Raw genomic sequence first — 19,719 nt, forward strand, 5'->3', positions numbered from 1 at the left:
CGGTGCGCCCGTCGCGCCCGTGCCCCGACCGCCCGCTCTCCGACACATCCGACACAAGGGGAAAAGTCATGGACGAAGAGCAGAAGTACCTGTTCGACCTGCGCGGCTACCTGGTCCTGGAGGACGTCCTCTCCGCGCGGGAACTCGCCGCCGTCAACGCCGCCCTCGACGGCCACGGCCTGTGGGACGGCGAGAACAAGCTCGGATACCCGCTGCTCAAGCGGTACAACCCGTTCATCGCCAACGCCGGCCCGCTCCACACCACCCCGCGCCCGGTGCGCGACCTGATCAGCCACGAGAAGGTCCTGCCGCACCTGGAGGAGGTGCTCGGCGCCGACCTGCGCTACGACGAGGGCCAGGTACTCTACGCCCGCAAGGGCGCCGGAGCGCTGATCCTGCACAACGGCAACACCCCGTGGGAGTACCCGCCGCTGACCTACCAGGTCCGCGACGGCCGGATCTACGGCGGACACCTGATCGTCGCGTTCTGCCTCACCGACGCCCTCGCCGACCAGGGCGGCTTCGCGGTGGTCCCCGGCAGCCACAAGTCGGCCTTCGAGATCCCGGAGGACTTCCAGACCTGGCAGAAGGTCGGCGACTGGGTCTCCCGCGTCCCGGTCAGGGCCGGCTCGGTGGTCCTCTTCGCGGACACCGCCACCCACGGCAGCTGGCCCTGGGCCGCCGACTTCGAACGCCGGGTCGTCTTCTGCCGCTACACCGCGGGCATGGTGCAGCACACCGCTCCCGCGCCCGTGCCCGAGGACCTCCCGGGCGAGGAGTGGACCCCGGTCGAACGCCGGCTGCTCCGCCCGCCGTTCGCCTGGCACTTCCACGACCGGGGCAGGGGCTACACGGAGCAGCAGCGCACCTCCGTGCGCACCGCCGAGGGCTGGACGATGAACGACCACTCCCAGCAGATCATCACGCTCGCGGAAGACGCGGAAGAGTCCGCCGAGGGGCGGGGTTAGCCATGGCGAGCATCACCGTGAGTTCGGTCGGCTACGAGGAGTTCGACCAGGAGCTCGGCAGCGACCCCCTGGGGCTGATGACACGGCTGCGCGACGAGGGGACGGTCAGCGCCGTCCCGCTGGACGACGGCACGCGGCTGATCGTCGCGGCGGAACCCGCCGTCGCCGCCGCGGCCCTCGCCCACGGCACCCGCAACCACCGCGGGCTGCTGCGCGAACTGGTGGGCAGCGGACTGTTCGTGGTCGCCTCCGGGGAGCAGTGGCGCCACCGCCGCGCCCTGCTGCGCCCGATGTTCTCGGCCCGGGCCGTGGCCGAGTTGCACACCCTGGTGCTGGAGAGCACGGAGGACTTCGTCCGCCGTCGGCTGCTGCCCGGGGCGGGCCGCGAGTTCGACCTCGGACACACCCTCCAGCAGCTGAGCATCGAGATCATCCTCCGGCTCGTGGACCCGGAGCTGACCGGCGCCGAACTGGCCTCCCTGGCCTCGACGGTGGACACGGCCGTCCACTACCTGGACCGGCGGCTGTTCGCCCCGGAGACCGTCACCGACGCGGACGGCGAGGCGTTCGCCCGGGACAGGGCGGTGCTGGAGGAGTTCATCGCGCACCGGGCGGCCCAGGCGCCCGCGCCGGCCACGGCCGACGGGGTCCTGCCGTCGCTCGTCGCCGCCCTGCACCAGCGGGGGGACGCGCTCGGCGACCGCCCCGAGGACGTGCTGCGCGAGGAACTGATGTCGATCTTCGTGGCCGGCGTGGAGACCATGGGCACCCTGCTCACCTGGACCTTCCACAACCTGGCCGGCTCTCCCCCGGCCCTGGCCCGCACCCTCGACGAGGTCCGCTCCACCGACCTCCGCTCCCTGCGCGCCGCGCCGTCGATCCCCCAGGGAACCTTGCCGTACACGCTGGCGGTGGTCGAGGAATCGCTGCGGCTGCACCCGCCCGCGTGGGCGCTGTTCCGCCGCATCGACACCCCCGTCGAGGCGGCCGGCGTTCGGCTGGAGCCCGGCGACCTCGTCCTGGCCAGCACCTACGCCATCCACCGCGCCCCGGCCCTGTGGGAGGCCCCCGAGGAGTTCCGTCCGGATCGCTTCCTGGGCCGGCGCCCGCCCGTCCAGCAGTACTTCCCCTTCGGGGCGGGCCCCCACCAGTGCCTGGGGCGGCAGTTCTCGCTGCTGGAGGCGCAGCTCGCCACGGCGACGATCCTCGCGCACGGCCGGTTCACCCTGCTGGGCGACCGGGCCGCGACCGGGCTGCGACCGGCCATCGCCCTGACCCCGGACCCCAGCCCGCGCGCCGTGTTCACCCCGCACCCCGGCACCGGCACCGGCCCGTACCCCGGCATCGGAGCCGGCACCGCAACCACCGGCCTCGGCAGCGCCCGCAAGCACCCCTCGGGGGCACGATGACGACCGCGCCGCACGCCCGGATCGAGCAGTGCTTCACCGCCGTGGCCGAGGCGTTCCCCGAGCGCGTGGCGTTGGCCGACCGGTACGGCGAGGTCCGCTACGGGGAGCTCCTGACGCGGGCGCGCGCCGCGGCGGCGTCGCTCCGGGCGAAGGGCGTCGACTCCGGTACCGCCGTGCTGATCGTCGGGCACGGCGACCGCCGGACCGTCCTCGCCATGCTGGCCGTCCTGATGGCGGGCGGCTGCTACGTCCCGGTGGACCCCCGGTACCCGGCGGACCGCGTCCGGCTCATGGCCGGCACGGCCCGGGCGGCCCTGGCCCTGCACGCCGACCGCCCACCGGTGGCGGACCTGGGCATCCCCGTGCACGACATCCCCTCCCTCCTCACGGAGCGGACCACCACGGCGGTGCCGTCCGCACCGGCCGGCCCCGACGACCTGGCCTGCATCATGTTCACCTCCGGCACCACGGGAGCCCCCAAGGCCGTGGGCGTCACCCACCGGGGGATCACCGGGCTGGCGCTCGGGGCGGAGTCCCTGCGGCTGGGCCCCGGCGACGGCGTGCTCCTGCACTCCACCCTCGCCTTCGACGCGTCCACGTTCGAGATCTGGTCCCCGCTGCTGGCCGGGGCCCGGATCACGGCCGCGGACCGCCACCCCCTCGCGCTCCACGAACTGGCCGCCCTGCTGGCCCGGCCGCAGATCACCACGGCCTGGCTGACGGCCCCGCTCTTTCGCCTCATGGCCACCCACCACGGCCCGGCGCTGGGCACCCTGCGCACCCTCGTCACCGGCGGTGACACCGTCCCGGCCGGCACCGCGTGCTCCTTCACCGCCGCCCACCCCGCCACCCGGCTGGTCAACGGCTACGGCCCGACCGAGAACACCACCTTCAGCACCCTGGGGGACGCCGCCGCGTGGGACCGCGAGCAGTCCGCCGCGTTCCCCATCGGCGCCGCCATCGCGGGAACGACGTGCCACGTCCTCGACGAACGGCTGCGGCCCGTCGCCCCGGGCGCGGAGGGCGAGCTCTACCTCGGCGGCCCCCGGCTCGCCCGCGGCTACCTGCACGACCCCGCCGCGACCGCCGCGCGGTTCGTGCCCGACCCCTTCTCCGCCCGGCCCGGTGCCCGCATGTACCGCACCGGTGACCGCGTACGCCACCTCCCCGACGGCGCCCTGGACTTCCTCGGGCGCGCCGACGACGAGGTGAAGGTCAGGGGCTTCCGCACCGATCCGGCGGAGGCGGCGGCGGTCCTCGCCGCCGACCCCGCCGTCGACGACGCCGTGGTCATCGCCGGCACCGGGCCCGACGGCGCCGTCCTGACCGCCTTCCTCACCCCGGCGTCCGTCGACACCGACGCGGTGCGCCGGGGCGCGTGGCAGCGGGCCCCGCGCCATCTGGTGGCCGAGCGGATCATCGCGGTCGACGCCCTTCCGCTGGGGCCCACCGGAAAGGTGGACCGCGCCGCCCTCGCCCGTCTCGCGGACGACGCGGACGCCCGGACGCACGACGCGCCCGGCACCGCCGCCCCGGGCCACCCCGCACTCGCCGCGGCCTGGGAGTCCCAGACGGGGCACCGCCCGCTGCCCGACTCCGACTTCTTCGCCGACGGCGGCACCTCCCTGGGGCTGATGCGCCTGGTCGAGCAGGTGCGCACCCAGCTCGGACCGACCCTCGACTTCGCCCAGCTCTACGCCGCTCCCACGTACGCCGATCTGTGCCGGCTGACCGCCCCGAGCGCCACCCCGGCACCCCACGGCGACCGAGCCCAGGAGGCCGTCGCATGACGCAGGTGATGCAGGATCAGGACAATGATCTGGCCAGAATGGACGGCCTGTGGATCCGGGTGATCGAACCCCAGTCACCCGCCCGGCACGCCCGGGACTTCGCCCAGGTCCACACCTGGCTGCGCCAGTACATCAGTCGGCCCCACGACGAGATCGGCCGCACCGGGCCGGTCTGCCCCTTCATCCCGCCCGCCCTCAGCGGCAAGGACGCCCAGTTCAGCTTCCGCTACGACATCACCGGGGAGGACGAGCGGCAGCTGCGCGAGGCCCTGGAGGCGGAGATGTCCACGTTCGCCCTCGGCACCGAGCGCAGCCGCACCCACACCGGAGCCTCCCTCGACTGCCGCATCGTGGTGCTGCCGGCCACCGGGCCGGAGGGCTGGCAGGTCCTCGACGAGGCGTACGAGGGCCTGAAGAACAGCGCGGTCGCCCACGGGCTGATGGTGGGTCAGTTCCATCCGCACTGCGACGAACGGGCCGTGCGCAACCCGCTCTTCCCCGTCTCCGTGGCCCCCGTCGGCCTGTTCGCGATCCGCCGGATGGCGCCCCACGATGTGCTCTTCTTGTACAAGCACCGCGCCTGGTTCAAGATTTACGATCAGAACTTCCGCGCCCACTACGAACGGGGCCGCGTACGCGACCCGCTCCTGCGCGAGTTGTACGTGACCGCTGTGGAACGTCACGGCCTGCCCGAGCTCGCCCCGAAGGCAAAGGAGAACGACGCGCCGTGACCGAGGACCAGTACCACGTCGTCGTCAACCACGAGGAGCAGTACTCGATCTGGCCCACCTACCACGACGTCCCCCAGGGGTGGCGGACGGTGGGGGAGCCGGCGTCCCGCGAGGACTGCCTGCGCAGGATCGAGGAGGAGTGGGACGACATGACCCCGAAGTCCGCCCGGCGCCAGGCGGCCCCCGCCGCACCGGTCCCCGCGGGCCCGGCCGGCTCCCCGGGGTCCCCGTGACCGACACGCTTCCCACGGTCGCCGTCGTCTACGGCAGGGGGTCGGCGGGGCCGGCCGAGATCCTCGGCGCCGCCCGCGGCCTGTGCGACGTGGTCTTCGTCTGCGACCCGGCGGTACCGGGCGTGGCGCCGCTGCTCGCGGGGATGCGCCGGCGGGCCCGGGTCTGCGAGATCAGCGGGCACGACACCCCCGCCGCCGCCGAACTGCTGCGCGGGCACGGTCCGGTGGGCATCGTCACCTTCAGCGAGTACTGCCTCGCCGGCACCGCGCGGCTCGCCGAGGCCCTCGGCCTGCCCTACCACCGGCCCGGCACCGTCCGGCTGCTCACCGACAAGGCCGACCAGCGCGCGGCGTTCGCGGCGGCGGGGGTCGACCACACCCCGAGCGTCGTGGTGCGGTCCGCCGCCGAGGTCGACGCCGCCGTGGCCCGCCTGGGCTACCCCGTGGTGCTCAAACCCCGTACCGGGGCGGGCAGCCAGGACACCGTACGGCTGGCGGACCGCGAGCAGCAGCGGCGCGCCCTGGCCGACGTCGGCCTCGCCCCCGGGCGTGACGAGCCGGCGGGCCCGCACGGCGCCCCGCGTGACTTCGTCGTGGAGAAGTACCTGCCCGGCGACCCGACGGTGGCCGGACCGGACTGGGGGGACTACGTCTCCGTCGAGGCCGTCGTGCAGCACGCGGAGGTCACGACCCTCTGCGTCACCGGCAAGTTCGCCCTGGCGGACCCGCTGCGGGAGACCGGGCTGTTCCTGCCCGCCACCCTCACGCCCGCCGTGGAGAAGGACGCCGCCGAACTCGCCGCGGCCGCGGTCCGGGCCCTCGGCGTGACGACCGGGGTGACCCACACGGAGGTGAAGCTCACCCCGGACGGCCCCCGCGTCATCGAGGTCAACGGCCGCGTCGGCGGGCGCGCCGTGGGCCTGCTGGACCGGGCGCTGGGCATCGATCTGCTCGCCCTCGCCTTCGAGTTGGCCCTGGAACGCACCGTCGAGCCCGTCACGGCCCCCCGGCCGGCGGCGGTGACCTTCGAGTACTTCATCGTGCCACCGCGCACGGTCGGCACCGTCCGGGCGATCGACGGCGCCGACGCCGTACGGGCCCTCCCCGGCGTCGGCGAGGTCGACGTGGCGACGGCCCCGGGGCAGCCCGTCGACTGGCGCCACCCCGCACAGCGCCTGGCGTTCGTCCGGGGCACCGTCGCCACCCATGACGAGCTGCTCCGGCTCATCACATCCGTCCATGACAGATTCCACCTGGAGTTCGCACCCCAGTGAAGAGAACGTTCCCCACCACAGGCCGGCCGCGCACGCCCCGCCGAGAGCGTCGAAGAGCGCGTGCCCCGCAGTGTCCCGCAGTCCTTCATCGTGGAAAAGTGGAACAGCAGAGAGGTAGTCGATGCTCGACAAGGTGCGACAGCCACTGAAACACCGGCCCTTCCGGCGGGTGTGGCTGGGCGAGACCGTCTCCCTGGTGGGGGACTACAGCTTCGAGGTCGCCTTCATCTGGCTGATCCTGAACGAGACCGGATCGACGACCACGCTGGCCACGATCCTGCTCGTCCAGGCCGTCCCCCGGGGCGTGCTGATGCTGGTGGGCGGCGCGGTGACCGACCGGCTCTCCCCGCGCGCCGTCATGTTCTGCTCCCACACGCTCAGGGGGCTCGCCGTCGCCACGCTGGGGCTGATCGCCCTGACCGACCACGTGAGCACGTGGCACCTCTACGCCCTCGGCGCGCTCACCGGCGTCGCCGAAGCGTTCTTCTGGCCGGCCGCCGGCAGCATCATCCCCTCCCTCCTGCCGCCCGAGCACCTCGCCCGGGGCAACGCGCTCGTCGGCTTCGGAGAGCAGGGGGCCCGACTGCTGGGGCCGATCCTGGGCGGCGCCCTCGTGGCCGCGGTGGGGACGTCGACCACCATCCTGCTCAACGCCTTCACCTTCTTCTTCGCCGCCCTGACGGTCTTCGGCGCACCCCGCAGACAACCGGCCGACCAGGCGGGCGACCAGACTTCCGACCAGTCCTCCGACCAGGCGGGCGAGGCCGACGAGGGCGCCAAGTCGTTCACGGCGATCCGCCGGGAGATCGTCGAAGGGCTCCGCTACGCCGGACGCAGCCGGGAGATCCGCACCGTCCTCCTGCTCATCGGCGCGGCGGCCCTCAGCTACAGCGGCCTCTTCAGCGTGGGGCTGCCCGCGCTGGCCAAGACCTTCCCCCAGGGCTCACTCGCGCTGGGCGTCCTGCTGTCCGCCTGGGGGCTGGGGCAGCTGATCGGCACCATCGGCGCGGTCTTCACCGGGCTGCCGCGCCGCTGGGGACTGCTCATCATCGGGATGACGCTCTGCGAGGGGACCGCCTTCGTGCTGCTGGGCTTCCTTCCCAGCGTGTGGAGCGCGGCGGTGGTGCTCACCCTGCTGGGGATCGGCGTCGCGTACTCCAGCGACGTCGCGCTGCCGACGTTCATCCAGACCAGGACCCCGACGGACGTGCTGGGCCGGGTCAGCAGCGTGATGGAACTGCCCCGGGCCACGCTGGAACCGCTCTCCATCGCGGCCATGGGCCTGCTGGTCGGCTGGGACATACAGTGGGCGTTCGTGCTGGCCGCGATCCCCATGCTGGCCGTCGGCCTCCACCTGGCCCTCGACCGCGAGGCCCGCGCGCTGAGCACCACGGCCCCGGAGGAGCATCCGGCGGCCAAGGATCCGGACCCCCTCGTCTTATAGGCCCCGCCCGCCGGTGGTGGCCGGTGATCTCGAATGACCGCGCTTTCCGGCTGAAATTCCGGATTTCTCGGACAATGCGGCAGAACATCGTTATCGAATCTCCTCCGGAACGGGTTCGGCCACGGCCACCACCGGGCCGGTGGCGGCCCGGGCCAACGGATGCAGCGGCTTGCCGGTTCACAATTCCGAGCGGAAAATTCGGGAAAGGAATTTCCCCTGGTCAAAGGGGTGCGGCGATACCGGAATTGTGAAGTGTGCATGGCATTTGTTCCTTGCTTACTTGATTCGCGCAAATCCCTTCCGTTCCCGGAGCGAATCTGACAGCATCGTCCGCTATCCGGCGACCGAATGTCGGTGATCACTGCACCGGCATGCCCGCGAGGTGTCCGTCCATGGCCGATATGTGCCTGGATCGGAGCAATGGGTGGGGCCGGGACGCGACCGGGGGGAGAACCTGATGCTCGGCTTCGTCGTGCGCCGACCGTACGGGCGCCGACCGCGCGGGCGACGGCCGCTGGCGGCTGCCGCCCCGCTGCTGTCGGCCTTCCCCACCGGACGCCGCCGTCGAGACGTGGCCACCCGGCTGCGCCACGTGGAGGAGATGTGACCCCCCGGGCCGGCACCACCGTGCCCACCCCTTCGCCCGCGCCCGGAACCGCTCCCGGGACACCCCACCGCCCCGCGCGCTGGGTCCGCACCAGGCTGCGGGCGAACCCGCTGGCCGCGCTGCTCATGGCGGCCCTGGCATTCGTCGCCGTCTTCCTGGCGGCGGCCTTCCCCCGCATCGCGGACCGGGGCGCGGACACCGCGCTCCAGGACTTCGTCAGTCAGAAGGGCCTCAACCAGACCAGCCTGCAGACCACGTCCAAGACGCGGGACGACGACAAGGCCGCCGCACTCGACCGGGTGCAGCAGCAGCTCACCGAGATGGTCGGTCGGCAGCTGACGCTGACCCAGTCGGGCCAGGCCTACGGCGCCCGCGCCCTGGGCGACCGCGGCATGGGCAATCCGGAGTACGACCGGTTCGCGGAAAGGAGGACCGACCCGGTCCTCGGCCTGCTCTACCTGCACGACCTGGCCGCCCGGGCCACCCTCACCGACGGCACCTGGCCGACCCCCGCCGCCGCCGCCGGCGGTCCGCTGCCGATCGTGATCAGCAAGAAGGCCGCCGAGAGCATCCACATCAAGCTCGGTGACGTCATCGACAACGGCACCGAGGGTTCGGGCGCCAAGCGGACCACCGCGGTGGTCGGCCTGTACCAGATCAACGACCCCCAGGACCCGTTCTGGGACGAGCTCGGCTGCCCGGCCCGCGCCTGCCTGAGGACCGACCCCCAGCAGGAACACTGGATGACCAGCGGATTCGTCGACGGCGACAGCCTGCCCGCGCTGGCCCGCTGGGGTTCGAACGCCGAGAACTTCTGGCGGCTGCCCGTCGACGCCGCCTCGCTGCACGCCGACCAGCTCGACCGCACCCGCGGCATCCTCAGCTCCTTCCTGACCGGGCGCGACTCCACCGCCCTGGCCGACGCGACCCGGCGTACCGACCTGCACACCTCCTCGGGCCTTCCCGAGATCCTCACCCGGGCGAACGACCGCTACCAGGCCTCGCTACCGCTCAGCACGATCGGCCCGGTCGCCGTGGCGGGCGTCGCCACCGTGGTGCTGTTCCTGGCCGCCGCCCTCACCACCGACCGGCGCGCCGCCGAGATCAGGCTGCTCCAGGCCCGCGGCGGCTCCCGTGCCGGGGTGCTGCGACGGCTGATCGGCGAGGGTGCCGTCACCGTTCTGCCGGCCGCCGTGCTCGGAACGGCCCTCGCCCTGGTGCTGCTGCCCACCCCCCGGTGGGACCGCTCGGTGCTGGCGGCCCTGGCCGCGGCCCTGATCGCGCTGCTGGCCTTCCCGGCCCGCGCGGCCCTGCTGTGGGCACGCAGGCGGCCGGCCGGCGGCCGACGCCGACTGGTCGGCGAACTCGCCGTCCTCGCGGTCACCGCCGCGGCCGTGGCGGAGGTCCGGCGCCGGGGCGTCGGTACCGGCTCCGGGCTGGATCCGCTGCTGGTGGCCGCCCCGCTCCTGCTCGCCGTCACCGGCGGCCTGCTGCTGGCCCGCATCGAGCCGATGGTGGTCGGCTGGCTGGCCGCCCTCGTCGGCCGGGGCCGCGGCCTGATCGGCTTCCTCGGCCTGGCCCGCGCCGCCCGCGACAGCTCGGGCCGCCGCCGGCCCTCCGCACTGCCGCTGCTCGCCCTGGTGATCGCCGTCACCACGACCGGCTTCGGCGCCACCGTGCTCGACACCGTCGATCACGCCCGGACCCGCGCCGCGCGCATCTCCACGGGCGGGGACATCGGCGTCTCCCTCCCCGGCTACGCCACCCTGTCCGAGTCGTTCACCAAGGCCGCCGACGCCCTGCCCGGCGTACGGGCCTCGACCGCGGCCTGGGTCGAGCCCAAAGCCCGCATCGCCGGCGCCGACCAGCACTACACCGAGGCCTACCTGGTGATGGTGACCGATCCGGCGGCGTACGCCGAAATCGCCCGGACCCTCGGAGCCGGCGGGTTCGACCCGGCGAAGCTGGCCGGGGCGGCCGGCGGCCGGGACACCCCGGTGCCCGCGCTGGTCAGCCGCGACCTGGCCGAGCGCCTGGCCGCAGGGTCGTCCCAGGTGCGCACGCCCAACGGCAACGACCTGCGCCTCTCCGTCGCCGGGACCGTCGGCGCCACCCCCGCCCTGCCCGACCCGGGCAGGCCGTTCGTCGTCGTTCCCGCCGGCCCCGCCTGGGAGCGACTGCCGGACGCCAAGCGGGTGAACAAGTGGTTCGCCGTCGGCGAGGTCGACCCCGAAGCGGTCAGGACGGCACTACGGGACAACGGCGGGGTCCAGCCGACCGGCCTGGCCAAGATGATCGCGGACGACGCCGCGGCCGTCGGCAAGGCCGTCCACGGCCTGCCCGCGGGATACACGGTGCACAGCAGCCGGGAGACCGTCGCCGAGCTCGGCGGCGACCCGCTGCAGCACGCCGCCGGGCGGCTGTTCTGGTACTCGGGTGCCGCCGGCGCCGGGTTCGCCCTGCTCGCCGTGCTGCTGACGCTGTTCCGGGCCGCGCCCGACCGCACGGCCGTGCTCGCCCGGCTGCGCACCATGGGCCTGCGGCCCCGCCAGGGGCTGGCCCTGATCGTCGCCGAGGCGCTGCCGCAGACCCTGGCGGCCGCCGTCGGCGGCGGGCTGGTCGCGGTGGCGGCGGTCGCCCTGCTGGGCGGCGCGTTCGACATCTCGACCCTGGTCGGCGCCAGGGTCGGGGAGCTCGTCACCCCCGCGCTGATGCCGGTGCTGCTGCCCACCGCGGGCCTGGCCCTGCTGGTCGGCCTCGGGGTGGTGCTGGAGACGCTGGTCACCGGCCGGCGCCAGATCGCCACCGAACTGCGGGCGGGCGAGCAGTCGTGACACCGCGACGGCGGCTCTCCGCGATCACCGGCTGACCGGCCCTCGACCCCGTGGTCGAGGGCACACGGTGGCGCAGTGCGCCGCGCCTCAGCCCTGGTCCAGCTTGGACAGGGCGTCGGTGATCAGGCGGGTCGCGAAGTCGTGGTCGTCGCCGGAGACCCGGTTGACGTGCTCCGCGAGCAGGGTGGCCGTGGCTTCCAGGGGGTTCATCTCGGCGCCGGTCCATGGTCCGTACTGCGCGCGCCACAGGTTGGGGCTCAGACCGCTGCCCGCGGCGATCACCAGGCCGGCCATGGTGGGGATGACCTCGGGGCGGAAGGTCCTGGGCATCATGCGCATCGTGGCCACGAGGGTGGGCACCACGTGCTCGATGACGTCCTTGTCGTGCTCCTCGCAGGCCGACCGCAGCCAGTTCATGAAGAGGTAGATGAGCGTGCACGCGCCGTCCAGCAGCGCGTTGAACTCGTCGGGGCCCACGGATGCGGCGAACTCGTCGACCAGCCGCTGCTGTTCGGGGTCCGTCCCGGTCTTACCGTCGTAGACGGCCTTGAGCCGGGAGTCGATCATCATGAGCGCGGTGCTCACATCGCCGACGGCGGCGTATCGGGGGTCACAAGGCGATGACACAGGACTCCTCCTCACACGGCCGCGGCGGGTGCGCGGCAGGTCCGGTCGCAGGGTTCTTCGGCCGGTCGGGTCACCCGCCCGACGGTACCGCTCCCCGTCGCGGCCGGGCGCCCGTTTCCGCTCCTCGCACACGCCTCGGCGGGCCGCCTGCGCTCACCCGTCCGCGGCGGCTTTCCGCAGGTCCCGGCGGTGCGGCGGATCGCCGGGGGCGGTGGTGCAACCCCCGGCGATCCGGTTCCACTCGTCAACAGCGCGCCCTCAGTACGTCATCAGTACGGGTGAGCCGTCCGCGCGGTCGCGGCGGCGCCGGGCTCGACGGAGGATGAAGGCAGGGGCGGGGACGCGATGCGGAAGGGGCGTGACGCCATGGACGTCGGGCCGGTCGAGTACGCCGTCATGGCCTTCCCGGGCAACCGGTTCCGGGGGGCGATCCTGCCGGAGCTCAAGCGCCTGACCTCCGAGGGGATCATCCGCATCCTCGACCTCACCTTCATCAAGAGGGACGAGCAGGGCGCGGTCCGCGTCCTCGAACTCGATGCCCTGGACAGCGACGAAGCGGCCGTGTTCGCCGAGCTGGACGGCGAGATCATGGGCCTGCTGAGCGACGAGGACCTGGCCAGCATCTGTGACGAGATCCCGGCGGGGTGCTCGGCGGCGATCATCGTCTGGGAGCACCGCTGGGCCGCGCCGCTGCTACGGGCACTCGACGACGCGGACGGGATCCTCGTCACGCGCGAGCACGTGCCGCACACCGTGGTGGCGGCCGATCTCGCCGCGATCGGACTCTGAAAGATCGGACTCCAAAAGGGGAACCGGACTCCGAGAAGGAGGCTGTCATGATCGGCCGCCGTCTGTCGCGCGGCGGGCGCCCGGGGCTCATCGGCACCGCCGCCCGCACCGCCGTCATCGCCGGGACCGCCACGTCCGTGTCGAGCAGGGTCGCCGCCCGGCACCAGCAGGCCACCGCGCCACCGCCGGAGCCTCCACCAGCGCCCGCGCCTCAGGCCGCACCGGCCGCACCGGCCGCCGCGCCGAACGACCAGACGCTCGCCCAGCTCGAACGCCTCGTCGAACTGCGGCAGAGCGGGATGCTGACCGACGACGAGTTCACGGCGGCCAAGCAACGCCTCCTCACCTCGTGAATCCGCTCCGCCGGGCGGCCCCCGCACGGGGGCAGGGCCCGACCGGGCCCGCGCGCCGCGCCGCCGTGGTGCGCTGATGGAGCCCGTGACGGTGGTGCTCGCCGAACTCGTCGAACGGCACCGCGCCGATACCGCCGGTGACGTCGCCCGCTACATCCCCGAACTCGCCCGCGCCGACCCGCACGCCTTCGGCCTCGCCATGGTCAGCGTCCAGGGCCACGCCTACCAGGCCGGTGACGCGGCGGCCGCCTTCACCATCCAGTCGGTCTCGAAGCCGTTCGTGTACTCGCTGGCGCTGTCGGAGCTGGGCCTGGCGGAGGTGGCCAGGAGGGTCGGGTTCGAGCCGAGCGGGGAGCCGTTCAACGCGATCAGCCTGGAGGCGGGCACCGGGCGCCCGGCGAACCCGCTGATCAACGCCGGGGCGATCGTGACGACCGCGCTGATCGGCGGCGACGGCGAGGCCGCGTTCGAACGGATCCGCGACACCCTGTCGGGCTTCGCCGGCCGCCGGCTGACGGTCGACGAGGACGTCTACCGGTCCGAGGCCGCCACCGGGGACCGCAACCGGGCGCTGGCCTACCTCACGCTCTCCCAGGGCGTGCTGGAGCGCCCGGCCCAGCAGGCCTGCGACGTGTACTTCCGCCAGTGCGCGATCGAGGTCACCGCCGTCGACCTGGCCGTCATGGGCGCCACGCTGGCCAACGGCGGGCGCAACCCGGTGACCGGGCGCCGCGTCGTGGACGCCGACGCGGCGGGCGCCACGCTGTCGGTCATGGCCACCTGCGGCATGTACGACCACAGCGGCGAATGGATGCTGAGGGTGGGCCTGCCGGCCAAGAGCGGCGTCGGCGGAGGGGTCTGCGCCGTGAGCCCCGGCCAGTTCGGCGTCGGCGTGTTCAGCCCCCCGCTGGACCCTCAGGGCAACAGCGTCCGCGCGAGCGCCGTCCTGCGCGAGCTGTCCGCCGAGCTGGGCCTGCACGTCCTGCGGCACACCGAGCGTGCCCGCTCACCGCTCCAGGCGGTGCGCACCGACCACGGCGCGCACCACCTGGAGCTGCTGGGCGACCTCGGTTTCGCGGCCGCCGAGGAGATCGTCCACTGCGTCCGCCGCCTCGCCCGCGACCAGCCCCGCCCGCTGGTCACGGTCGACCTCTCCCACGTCACCGCCGTGCGCCCGATCGCCCGCAGGCTGCTGGCCGACTGCGCCGCCGGCCTCCGGGCCCGGACGACGGTGCGCTTCGTCGACCCCGCGGGCCTGGTCCGGAGGCCGCCCGCAGACCGGAGCGACACCCCGGCCGAGTAACCGTCCACAAGCCCGATCACGGCGGCCGGCTCCGTTCACAGCGGCCAGACCAGGGGAACGACGGTCGTGGCGACGACGAGGTACCAGACCAGGACCGGCAGGCCGAGCCGCCAGTAGTCACCGAACCGGTAGCCGCCGGGGCTCATGACCATGAGGTTCGCGGCGGTGGCCACCGGCGTGAGCAGGGCCGCCGCGGCGGGGACCGCGACGCACATCAGGACGGGCAGGACGGAGACCCCGGCGTCGCGGGCGGCGTTGACGGCGATCGGGGCGACGATCAGCGCGGTCGCCATGTTGCTGATGAACTGGCCCAGTACGGCGGTGAGGACGAACACCGCGAGCAGCAGCAGCCGGCCGTTGCCGGAGGCCGCGGTGACGACGAGGTGGGCGACCTCCTCCGCCGCTCCGGAGGATTTCATGGCCTCGGAGAGCGGGAACATGCCGCCGACGATGACCAGGGTGGTCCAGGAGATGCCGCCGTAGGCCTGGTCGACGCGCACCACGCCCAGGGCGACCAGGAGCAGCGCCGCGAGGGTCGCGGCGACGGCCGGCGGTGTGGCGCCGGAGGCGAGCAGAGCGATCATGCCGCCGAGCACGGCGAGGGCCCGCACGGCGGCGCCCCCTGGCGGGGCGGCCTGGCCGCGGATGCCGGAGGGCTGGTCGACGGCCAGCACACCGGGGCGGGCGCTGGCCCGCTCGAGTTCGTCCCACCGGCCGCGGAGCAGCAGGTGGTCGCCCGGAGCGAGCGTCAGGGGCTGGGGGCCCACGGGTCGGTCCTGGCGGTGGACGGCGAGGACGGCCAGGTCGCCGGTGCTGTCGGTCATACCGGCGAAGGCGGTCATGCCCGCGAAGGAGGAACGCGGGCTGACGACGAGTTCGAGCAGGCCCGTGTGCTGGTCCAGGAGGACGCTCGCGAGGTGGTCGTCCAGCGGCGGGGGCAGGGGTTCCAGCCGGTGGCGGTCGCTGAAACCGTCGATGGCGGCCGGGGTGCCCCGGAGGATGACGATGTCCCCGGCGGAGAGGGGCCCGGTGCCCCGTGGGTCATGGCCGTCGGCGGCCATGGCTCCGAGCACCAGCACCCCGTCCTGGGCCGTGGCGGCAAGCTGCTCGACCGACGCGCCGATCGCGTCCGAGCCCTGCGGGACCTGCCGGGCGGCCGAGTCGCGGGTCAGCGCGTAGTGGTCGATCAGGGTGCGGGCGTGCCGGCTCAGGTCGGCCGGGAGGGCGTCGGGTGTGCGGGCGGGCAGCAGGGTCCGCCCGAGGAAGGCGCAGATGGCGACGGTGCCGGCCAGCACCGGGAGTCCCACCACCGCGAACTCGAAGAACCCGAAGGGCCGGGCACCGGCCGCTGCCGCGCTCTCGGAGACGATCACGTTGATGGGTGACCCGATGAGGAGCAGCAGCGAGCCGGCGTGTGCGGCGAAGGCCAGCGGCATCGCGAGCCTGGAGACGGGCAGACGGTGGCGGACGGCGAGCAGCACGGTCATCGGCAGCAGGGCCGCGACGGCTCCGTTGACCGTGATCAGGGCCGTGAGCAGGGCGGCCGCGAGCATGGTGAGGACGAGCAGGCGGCGCTCACCGGTGCCGGCGAGCGCCGCCAGTGCCCGGCCTGCCCAGGTCGTGACGCCCGTGGCCTGGAGGGCGGTGCTGACCACGAAGAGGGCGGCGATGAGGGCGACCACCGGATCGCCGAACCCGGCGAAGACCCGGTCGGCGGGCAGCAGCCCGACGGCCGGCAGCAGAAGGGCGGAGCCGAGCGCGACGAGCTCGACGGGCAACCGGTTCCACACGAACAGGGCGATGACCACGGCCAGCACGAGCAGGCAGAGGACGGCGTCGCTCACCGTCTCACCCCGCTGGTGGGAGGGGCAGGCGCCGGTTCACTGGCTGACGGGTGCGCCCGGCCCCATCGGGATGCCGATGGTGTACCAGGCGACGAAGAACAGCAGCCAGGCCACCGCCACGACGACCGTGTAGGGGATCATCAGGGAGATGACGGTGCCGACGCCGGCCTGCTTCCTGAACTTCTGGCACTGCAGGACGATGAACGGCAGGTAGACCATCAGCGGGGTGACGACGTTCGTCGGGGAGTCGCCGACCCGGTAGGCGGCCAGCACGGTCTGCGGCGCGACGCCGAGGCGGATGAACAGGGGCACGAAGATCGGCGCGAAGATCGCCCACTTGGGGATGATTCCGGGGATGATCAGGTTGATGACGTAGGTCAGCAGGATGAAGGCGATCAGGAGCCAGATCGCGCCGATGTTCGCGCTCTCCAGCTGGTCGGCGAGCTGCACAGCGACCACCGTGGCGATGTTGCTGTAATTGAAGTACGAGATGAACTGGGCGATGATCAACAGCAGGAAGATCAGGCCGCCGAGCCCGGCGAAGGTCTTGGTGATCGCGTCCATCGCGGCGGCGCTGCCGCGCAGGGTCTTCGCGCCCGCGCCGAACGCCAGGCCCATCACCAGGAACGCGATCATGATGATGACGATCAGGCCGTCCATGAACGGCGAGTCCTCGAACAGGCTCCCCGTTTCCGGGTTGCGCAGCGGCGCGCCGGGGATGAACGCGAGCAGCGTGACGGCCACCACGAGCGCGATCAGCGAGAGGCCCGCGTAGCGCAGCCCCCGGGCCTCGGCCGCCGCGTCGACCGAGGGCTCCTCGCCGTCCGCGACGGCGTCGGTGTCCTGCGGCTGCCAAGGGCCCAGGCGGGGTTCGATGATGCGTTCGGTGATGAAGGTGATGACGATGGTGAGGAACAGGGTGGAGCCGATCGCGAAGTAGTAGTTCGCGGTCAGGTTGAGGGACTGGCCGGGGTTGACGAGCCTGATCGCCTGGTTGGTGATCTCCGTCATGATGCCGTCGATCGGGGCGATGAGCAGGTTGACGCTGAAGGCCGCGCTGACCCCGCCGAAGGCCGCGGCGATCCCGGCGAGCGGGTGGCGCCCGGCGCTGATGAAGGCGACCGCTCCCAGCGGGATGAGGACGAGGTATCCGGCGTCGGAGGCGATGCTGGACAGGATGCCGGCGAAGACGATGATCGCGGTGAGGGTCTCCGGTGGCGAGATCCTGACCAGGCGTCGGATCAGGGCCGCGATCAGTCCGGCCTCCTCCGCGAGCCCGACGCCGACCATGATGACGAGGATGACCGCGACGACGCCGAAGTCGTTGAAGTTGTGCGCCGCGGAGGTGAACAGGAACCGGACGCCGTCGCCCGACAGCAGGCTCTCGACCTTCGTCGTCTCGACGACGGTCTCGTAGCGGTGGGTGTACGCCGACTCCGGCGGCAGGTGGGTGCCCGGGTACTCGGTGCCGCCCTCGTGGACCTGCGTGGCCGGGTAGGGAACGGACTTGACCGTCTCGCTGGTCACGTGGACGTCGAACGCGGACAGGATCGCCGAGAGCACGATCACCAGGACGCACAGCAGCAGGAAGATGATGGCCGGGTGCGGGACCTTGTTCCCGATCTTCTCGATGGCGTCCAGGACGCGCCCCGACCCGCCGCCGGACTTTCCGTTCCCGGAAGCGGTGGCGCTCTTGTCCTGCGGGCCGTCGGCCTGGGCGTGGGCGAGGGCGTTCACCGGCCGGCCTCCTCACTGATCGAGCGGGTGGAGTCGGTGCGCGCGGCCGTCGACGGAGGGGTGAAGGCCAGCGCGAGCTCGGCGAGCAGGCGCGCGCCGAAGCCGGTGCAGCCCTTGGTGCGCCAGCCGCTCGGCTTGTCGTTCTGGGCCGGCCCGGCGATGTCGATGTGCGCCCAGGGGCGGTCGGCGACGAACTCCTCCAGGAACAGCGCGGCATGGATCGCCCCGCCGTTGGGGCCGCCCATGTTCTTCAGGTCCGCCACCTCCGAGTCCAGCTCCGGCCGGTAACGCCGCGACAGCGGCAGCTGCCAGGCCGGCTCGCCGGTGCGGGCGGCGGCGTCCAGGACCTGATCGACCAGCGGCTGGGCGTTGCCGAACACGCCCGCTGTCTCGGCGCCGAGCGCCCGCAGACACGCGCCGGTCAAGGTGGCGATGTCCACGATCGCGTCCCCCGGCTCCTCGCCGGCCAGGACCAGGGCGTCCGCCATGACCAGGCGGCCCTCCGCGTCGGCGTTGACCACCTCCACGCTCGTGCCGCCGCGCATCCACAGCACGTCGCCCAGCTTGAGCGCCGAACCCGAGGGCATGTTGTCCGTGCACATCAGGTAGCCCGTCACGGCCGTCCGGCAGCCGAGCCCGGCCAGGACGCACAGGGCCGCCAGGATCGCGCCGGCACCGGACATGTCGTTCTTCATCGTCGCGTGCACGGCGTCGGCGGGCTTGAGGCTGATGCCGCCGGAGTCGTACGTGATGCCCTTGCCCACCAGGGCCAGCCGGGGCGTCCCGTCACCGGCGTCGGAGGGCAGGTAGGTGAGCTTGATCATGCGGGCTTCGTCCACGCCGCCCCGGTTCACGCCCAGCAGGCCGCCGCAGCCCAACTCCTCCAGCTCCCGCTGCCCGAACACCTCCACCTTCAGACCGCACTGCGCGCCGAGCCGCACCGCGACCTCGGCCAGGTCCGGCGCGGTCAGCAGGCTGGGCGGCGCGCTGGCCAGGTCCCGGGCCAGCATCGTCGCGCGGGCCAGCCACACCCCGCGTTCGACGCCCCTCTCGACGGCCTCGCGCGAGTCCGAGTCCGAGTCCGAGCCCGAGCCCGAACCCGCCACGACCGTGACGGCCTCCAGCGCCGTGCCGGACGGCTCGCGCTTGAGCGGATCGAAGCCGTAACGGGCCAGCAGCACCCCCTCCACCAACGCCTGCGCCGCCTCCGCCGGCGTCGCACCCGCCCCGGACGGCACCACGACGGCCAGCCGCGAACGGCCCGGCACCGCGAGCGCCACGGCCGCCCCGGCGTCCCTCAGCACATCGGGACCTGCCGCACCCTCCGGCCCCGTCCCGTAGAGCACGACGTCCGGCCCGTCCTCCCGGGGCACCAGCAGCACCCGGCCCGCCGCCCCCGTCATGCCGGCGGCCTCCACGGCCCCCGGGCCCAGCCCGATCCACGCCGGCACCGCCACCGCCCCTTGGACCACCGGCAGCCCCACCGCCTCCGGATCCCGCACCGCCTCCGGATCCCGGTCCGGGACGACGTCAACCCTCGGAACGCGGCTCCACGAAGGAATGAGATCGAGGGCTGCCTTGCTCTGCGCCACTGTGCTCTCCTCTGCAGGGGGCGGCGGTCCAGAGGCCGCCGGTCCCAGCAGCCGCTCCCCAGTAAGACGCACGGTCAAGGCGCTTCCAGGACACGCCACGCGCTGTGCCCCCCCAAACGCACGAACGCCCGGCGCCCCGGCTCAGGCGCCGGCCTGCCGGCGCACCCAGACCCCGATGAGCCAG

General features: G+C 73.4%; 16 protein-coding genes. 12 read left to right on the forward strand and 4 right to left on the reverse strand.

The genetic code is table 11. From position 1 onward, the window contains the following. Positions 1–68: 68 nt before the first annotated feature. The 9 genes from ACFV6D_RS24495 (at position 69) to ACFV6D_RS24535 (ending at position 11,290) form a co-directional block, all read left to right on the forward strand. The gene (locus ACFV6D_RS24495; protein WP_380423456.1) at positions 69–968 is read left to right on the forward strand and encodes a phytanoyl-CoA dioxygenase family protein; all 900 of its coding nucleotides are present in this window, start codon (positions 69–71) and stop codon (positions 966–968) included. Positions 969–970: 2 nt separating this feature from the next. Next, on the forward strand, positions 971–2,377 hold the full coding sequence (locus ACFV6D_RS24500) for a cytochrome P450 (RefSeq protein ID WP_380423455.1): 1,407 nt from the start codon (positions 971–973) through the stop codon (positions 2,375–2,377). Further along, positions 2,374–4,167, forward strand: coding sequence for a non-ribosomal peptide synthetase (locus ACFV6D_RS24505; protein WP_380423454.1), 1,794 nt, complete (start codon positions 2,374–2,376; stop codon positions 4,165–4,167). Before ACFV6D_RS24500 ends, ACFV6D_RS24505 begins: the two co-directional genes overlap by 4 nt. Beyond that, positions 4,164–4,898, forward strand: coding sequence for a DUF6875 domain-containing protein (locus tag ACFV6D_RS24510; RefSeq protein ID WP_380423453.1), 735 nt, complete (start codon positions 4,164–4,166; stop codon positions 4,896–4,898). Before ACFV6D_RS24505 ends, ACFV6D_RS24510 begins: the two co-directional genes overlap by 4 nt. Next, positions 4,895–5,131, forward strand: a complete 237-nt coding sequence (locus tag ACFV6D_RS24515) for an MbtH family protein (protein ID WP_380423452.1) — start codon at positions 4,895–4,897, stop codon at positions 5,129–5,131. Before ACFV6D_RS24510 ends, ACFV6D_RS24515 begins: the two co-directional genes overlap by 4 nt. Further along, complete coding sequence (locus ACFV6D_RS24520; protein ID WP_380423451.1) at positions 5,128–6,405, forward strand: ATP-grasp domain-containing protein; 1,278 nt, start codon at positions 5,128–5,130, stop codon at positions 6,403–6,405. Before ACFV6D_RS24515 ends, ACFV6D_RS24520 begins: the two co-directional genes overlap by 4 nt. Positions 6,406–6,538: 133 nt before the next feature. Next, positions 6,539–7,849: an MFS transporter gene (locus tag ACFV6D_RS24525; RefSeq protein WP_208869239.1), complete on the forward strand. Its 1,311-nt coding sequence runs from the start codon at positions 6,539–6,541 to the stop codon at positions 7,847–7,849. A gap of 457 nt (positions 7,850–8,306) precedes the next feature. Beyond that, positions 8,307–8,456, forward strand: coding sequence for a hypothetical protein (locus ACFV6D_RS24530; protein ID WP_380372373.1), 150 nt, complete (start codon positions 8,307–8,309; stop codon positions 8,454–8,456). Beyond that, positions 8,453–11,290 (forward strand): hypothetical protein, encoded by a 2,838-nt coding sequence (locus ACFV6D_RS24535; protein WP_380423450.1) that lies wholly within the window; start codon positions 8,453–8,455, stop codon positions 11,288–11,290. The genes ACFV6D_RS24530 and ACFV6D_RS24535 overlap by 4 nt, the downstream gene beginning before the upstream one ends. Positions 11,291–11,377: 87 nt before the next feature. Here the strand turns inward: ACFV6D_RS24535 and ACFV6D_RS24540 are convergent, their stop codons facing one another. Beyond that, positions 11,378–11,917 (reverse strand): hypothetical protein, encoded by a 540-nt coding sequence (locus tag ACFV6D_RS24540; protein WP_063352197.1) that lies wholly within the window; start codon positions 11,915–11,917, stop codon positions 11,378–11,380. Between the two features lie 366 nt (positions 11,918–12,283). Between ACFV6D_RS24540 and ACFV6D_RS24545 the strand changes: the two genes are divergently transcribed. From ACFV6D_RS24545 to glsA, 3 genes are all read left to right on the forward strand, one after another. Next, positions 12,284–12,706: a DUF6325 family protein gene (locus ACFV6D_RS24545; RefSeq protein WP_063352198.1), complete on the forward strand. Its 423-nt coding sequence runs from the start codon at positions 12,284–12,286 to the stop codon at positions 12,704–12,706. Between the two features lie 47 nt (positions 12,707–12,753). After that, the gene (locus ACFV6D_RS24550; protein ID WP_380340312.1) at positions 12,754–13,059 is read left to right on the forward strand and encodes an SHOCT domain-containing protein; all 306 of its coding nucleotides are present in this window, start codon (positions 12,754–12,756) and stop codon (positions 13,057–13,059) included. 76 nt (positions 13,060–13,135) lie between these two features. Next, positions 13,136–14,362: a glutaminase A gene (gene glsA, locus ACFV6D_RS24555; RefSeq protein ID WP_380561117.1), complete on the forward strand. Its 1,227-nt coding sequence runs from the start codon at positions 13,136–13,138 to the stop codon at positions 14,360–14,362. A 35-nt stretch (positions 14,363–14,397) separates the two neighbouring features. Here glsA and ACFV6D_RS24560 read toward each other — a convergent pair whose 3' ends face one another. From ACFV6D_RS24560 to ACFV6D_RS24570, 3 genes are read right to left on the reverse strand one after another with little or no spacing between them, the layout of a single operon-like run. Then, entirely contained in the window at positions 14,398–16,206 is a 1,809-nt protein-coding gene (locus tag ACFV6D_RS24560) for an SLC13 family permease (protein WP_380561118.1), read from the reverse strand. A 36-nt stretch (positions 16,207–16,242) separates the two neighbouring features. Beyond that, positions 16,243–17,943: an AbgT family transporter gene (locus ACFV6D_RS24565; RefSeq protein WP_380561119.1), complete on the reverse strand. Its 1,701-nt coding sequence runs from the start codon at positions 17,941–17,943 to the stop codon at positions 16,243–16,245. After that, positions 17,940–19,535, reverse strand: coding sequence for a leucyl aminopeptidase family protein (locus ACFV6D_RS24570; RefSeq protein ID WP_380340303.1), 1,596 nt, complete (start codon positions 19,533–19,535; stop codon positions 17,940–17,942). The genes ACFV6D_RS24565 and ACFV6D_RS24570 overlap by 4 nt, the downstream gene beginning before the upstream one ends. Positions 19,536–19,719: the final 184 nt, after the last annotated feature.

This window comes from Kitasatospora sp. NPDC059812, assembly GCF_042732075.1.
In the GTDB taxonomy this organism is placed as follows: domain Bacteria; phylum Actinomycetota; class Actinomycetes; order Streptomycetales; family Streptomycetaceae; genus Kitasatospora.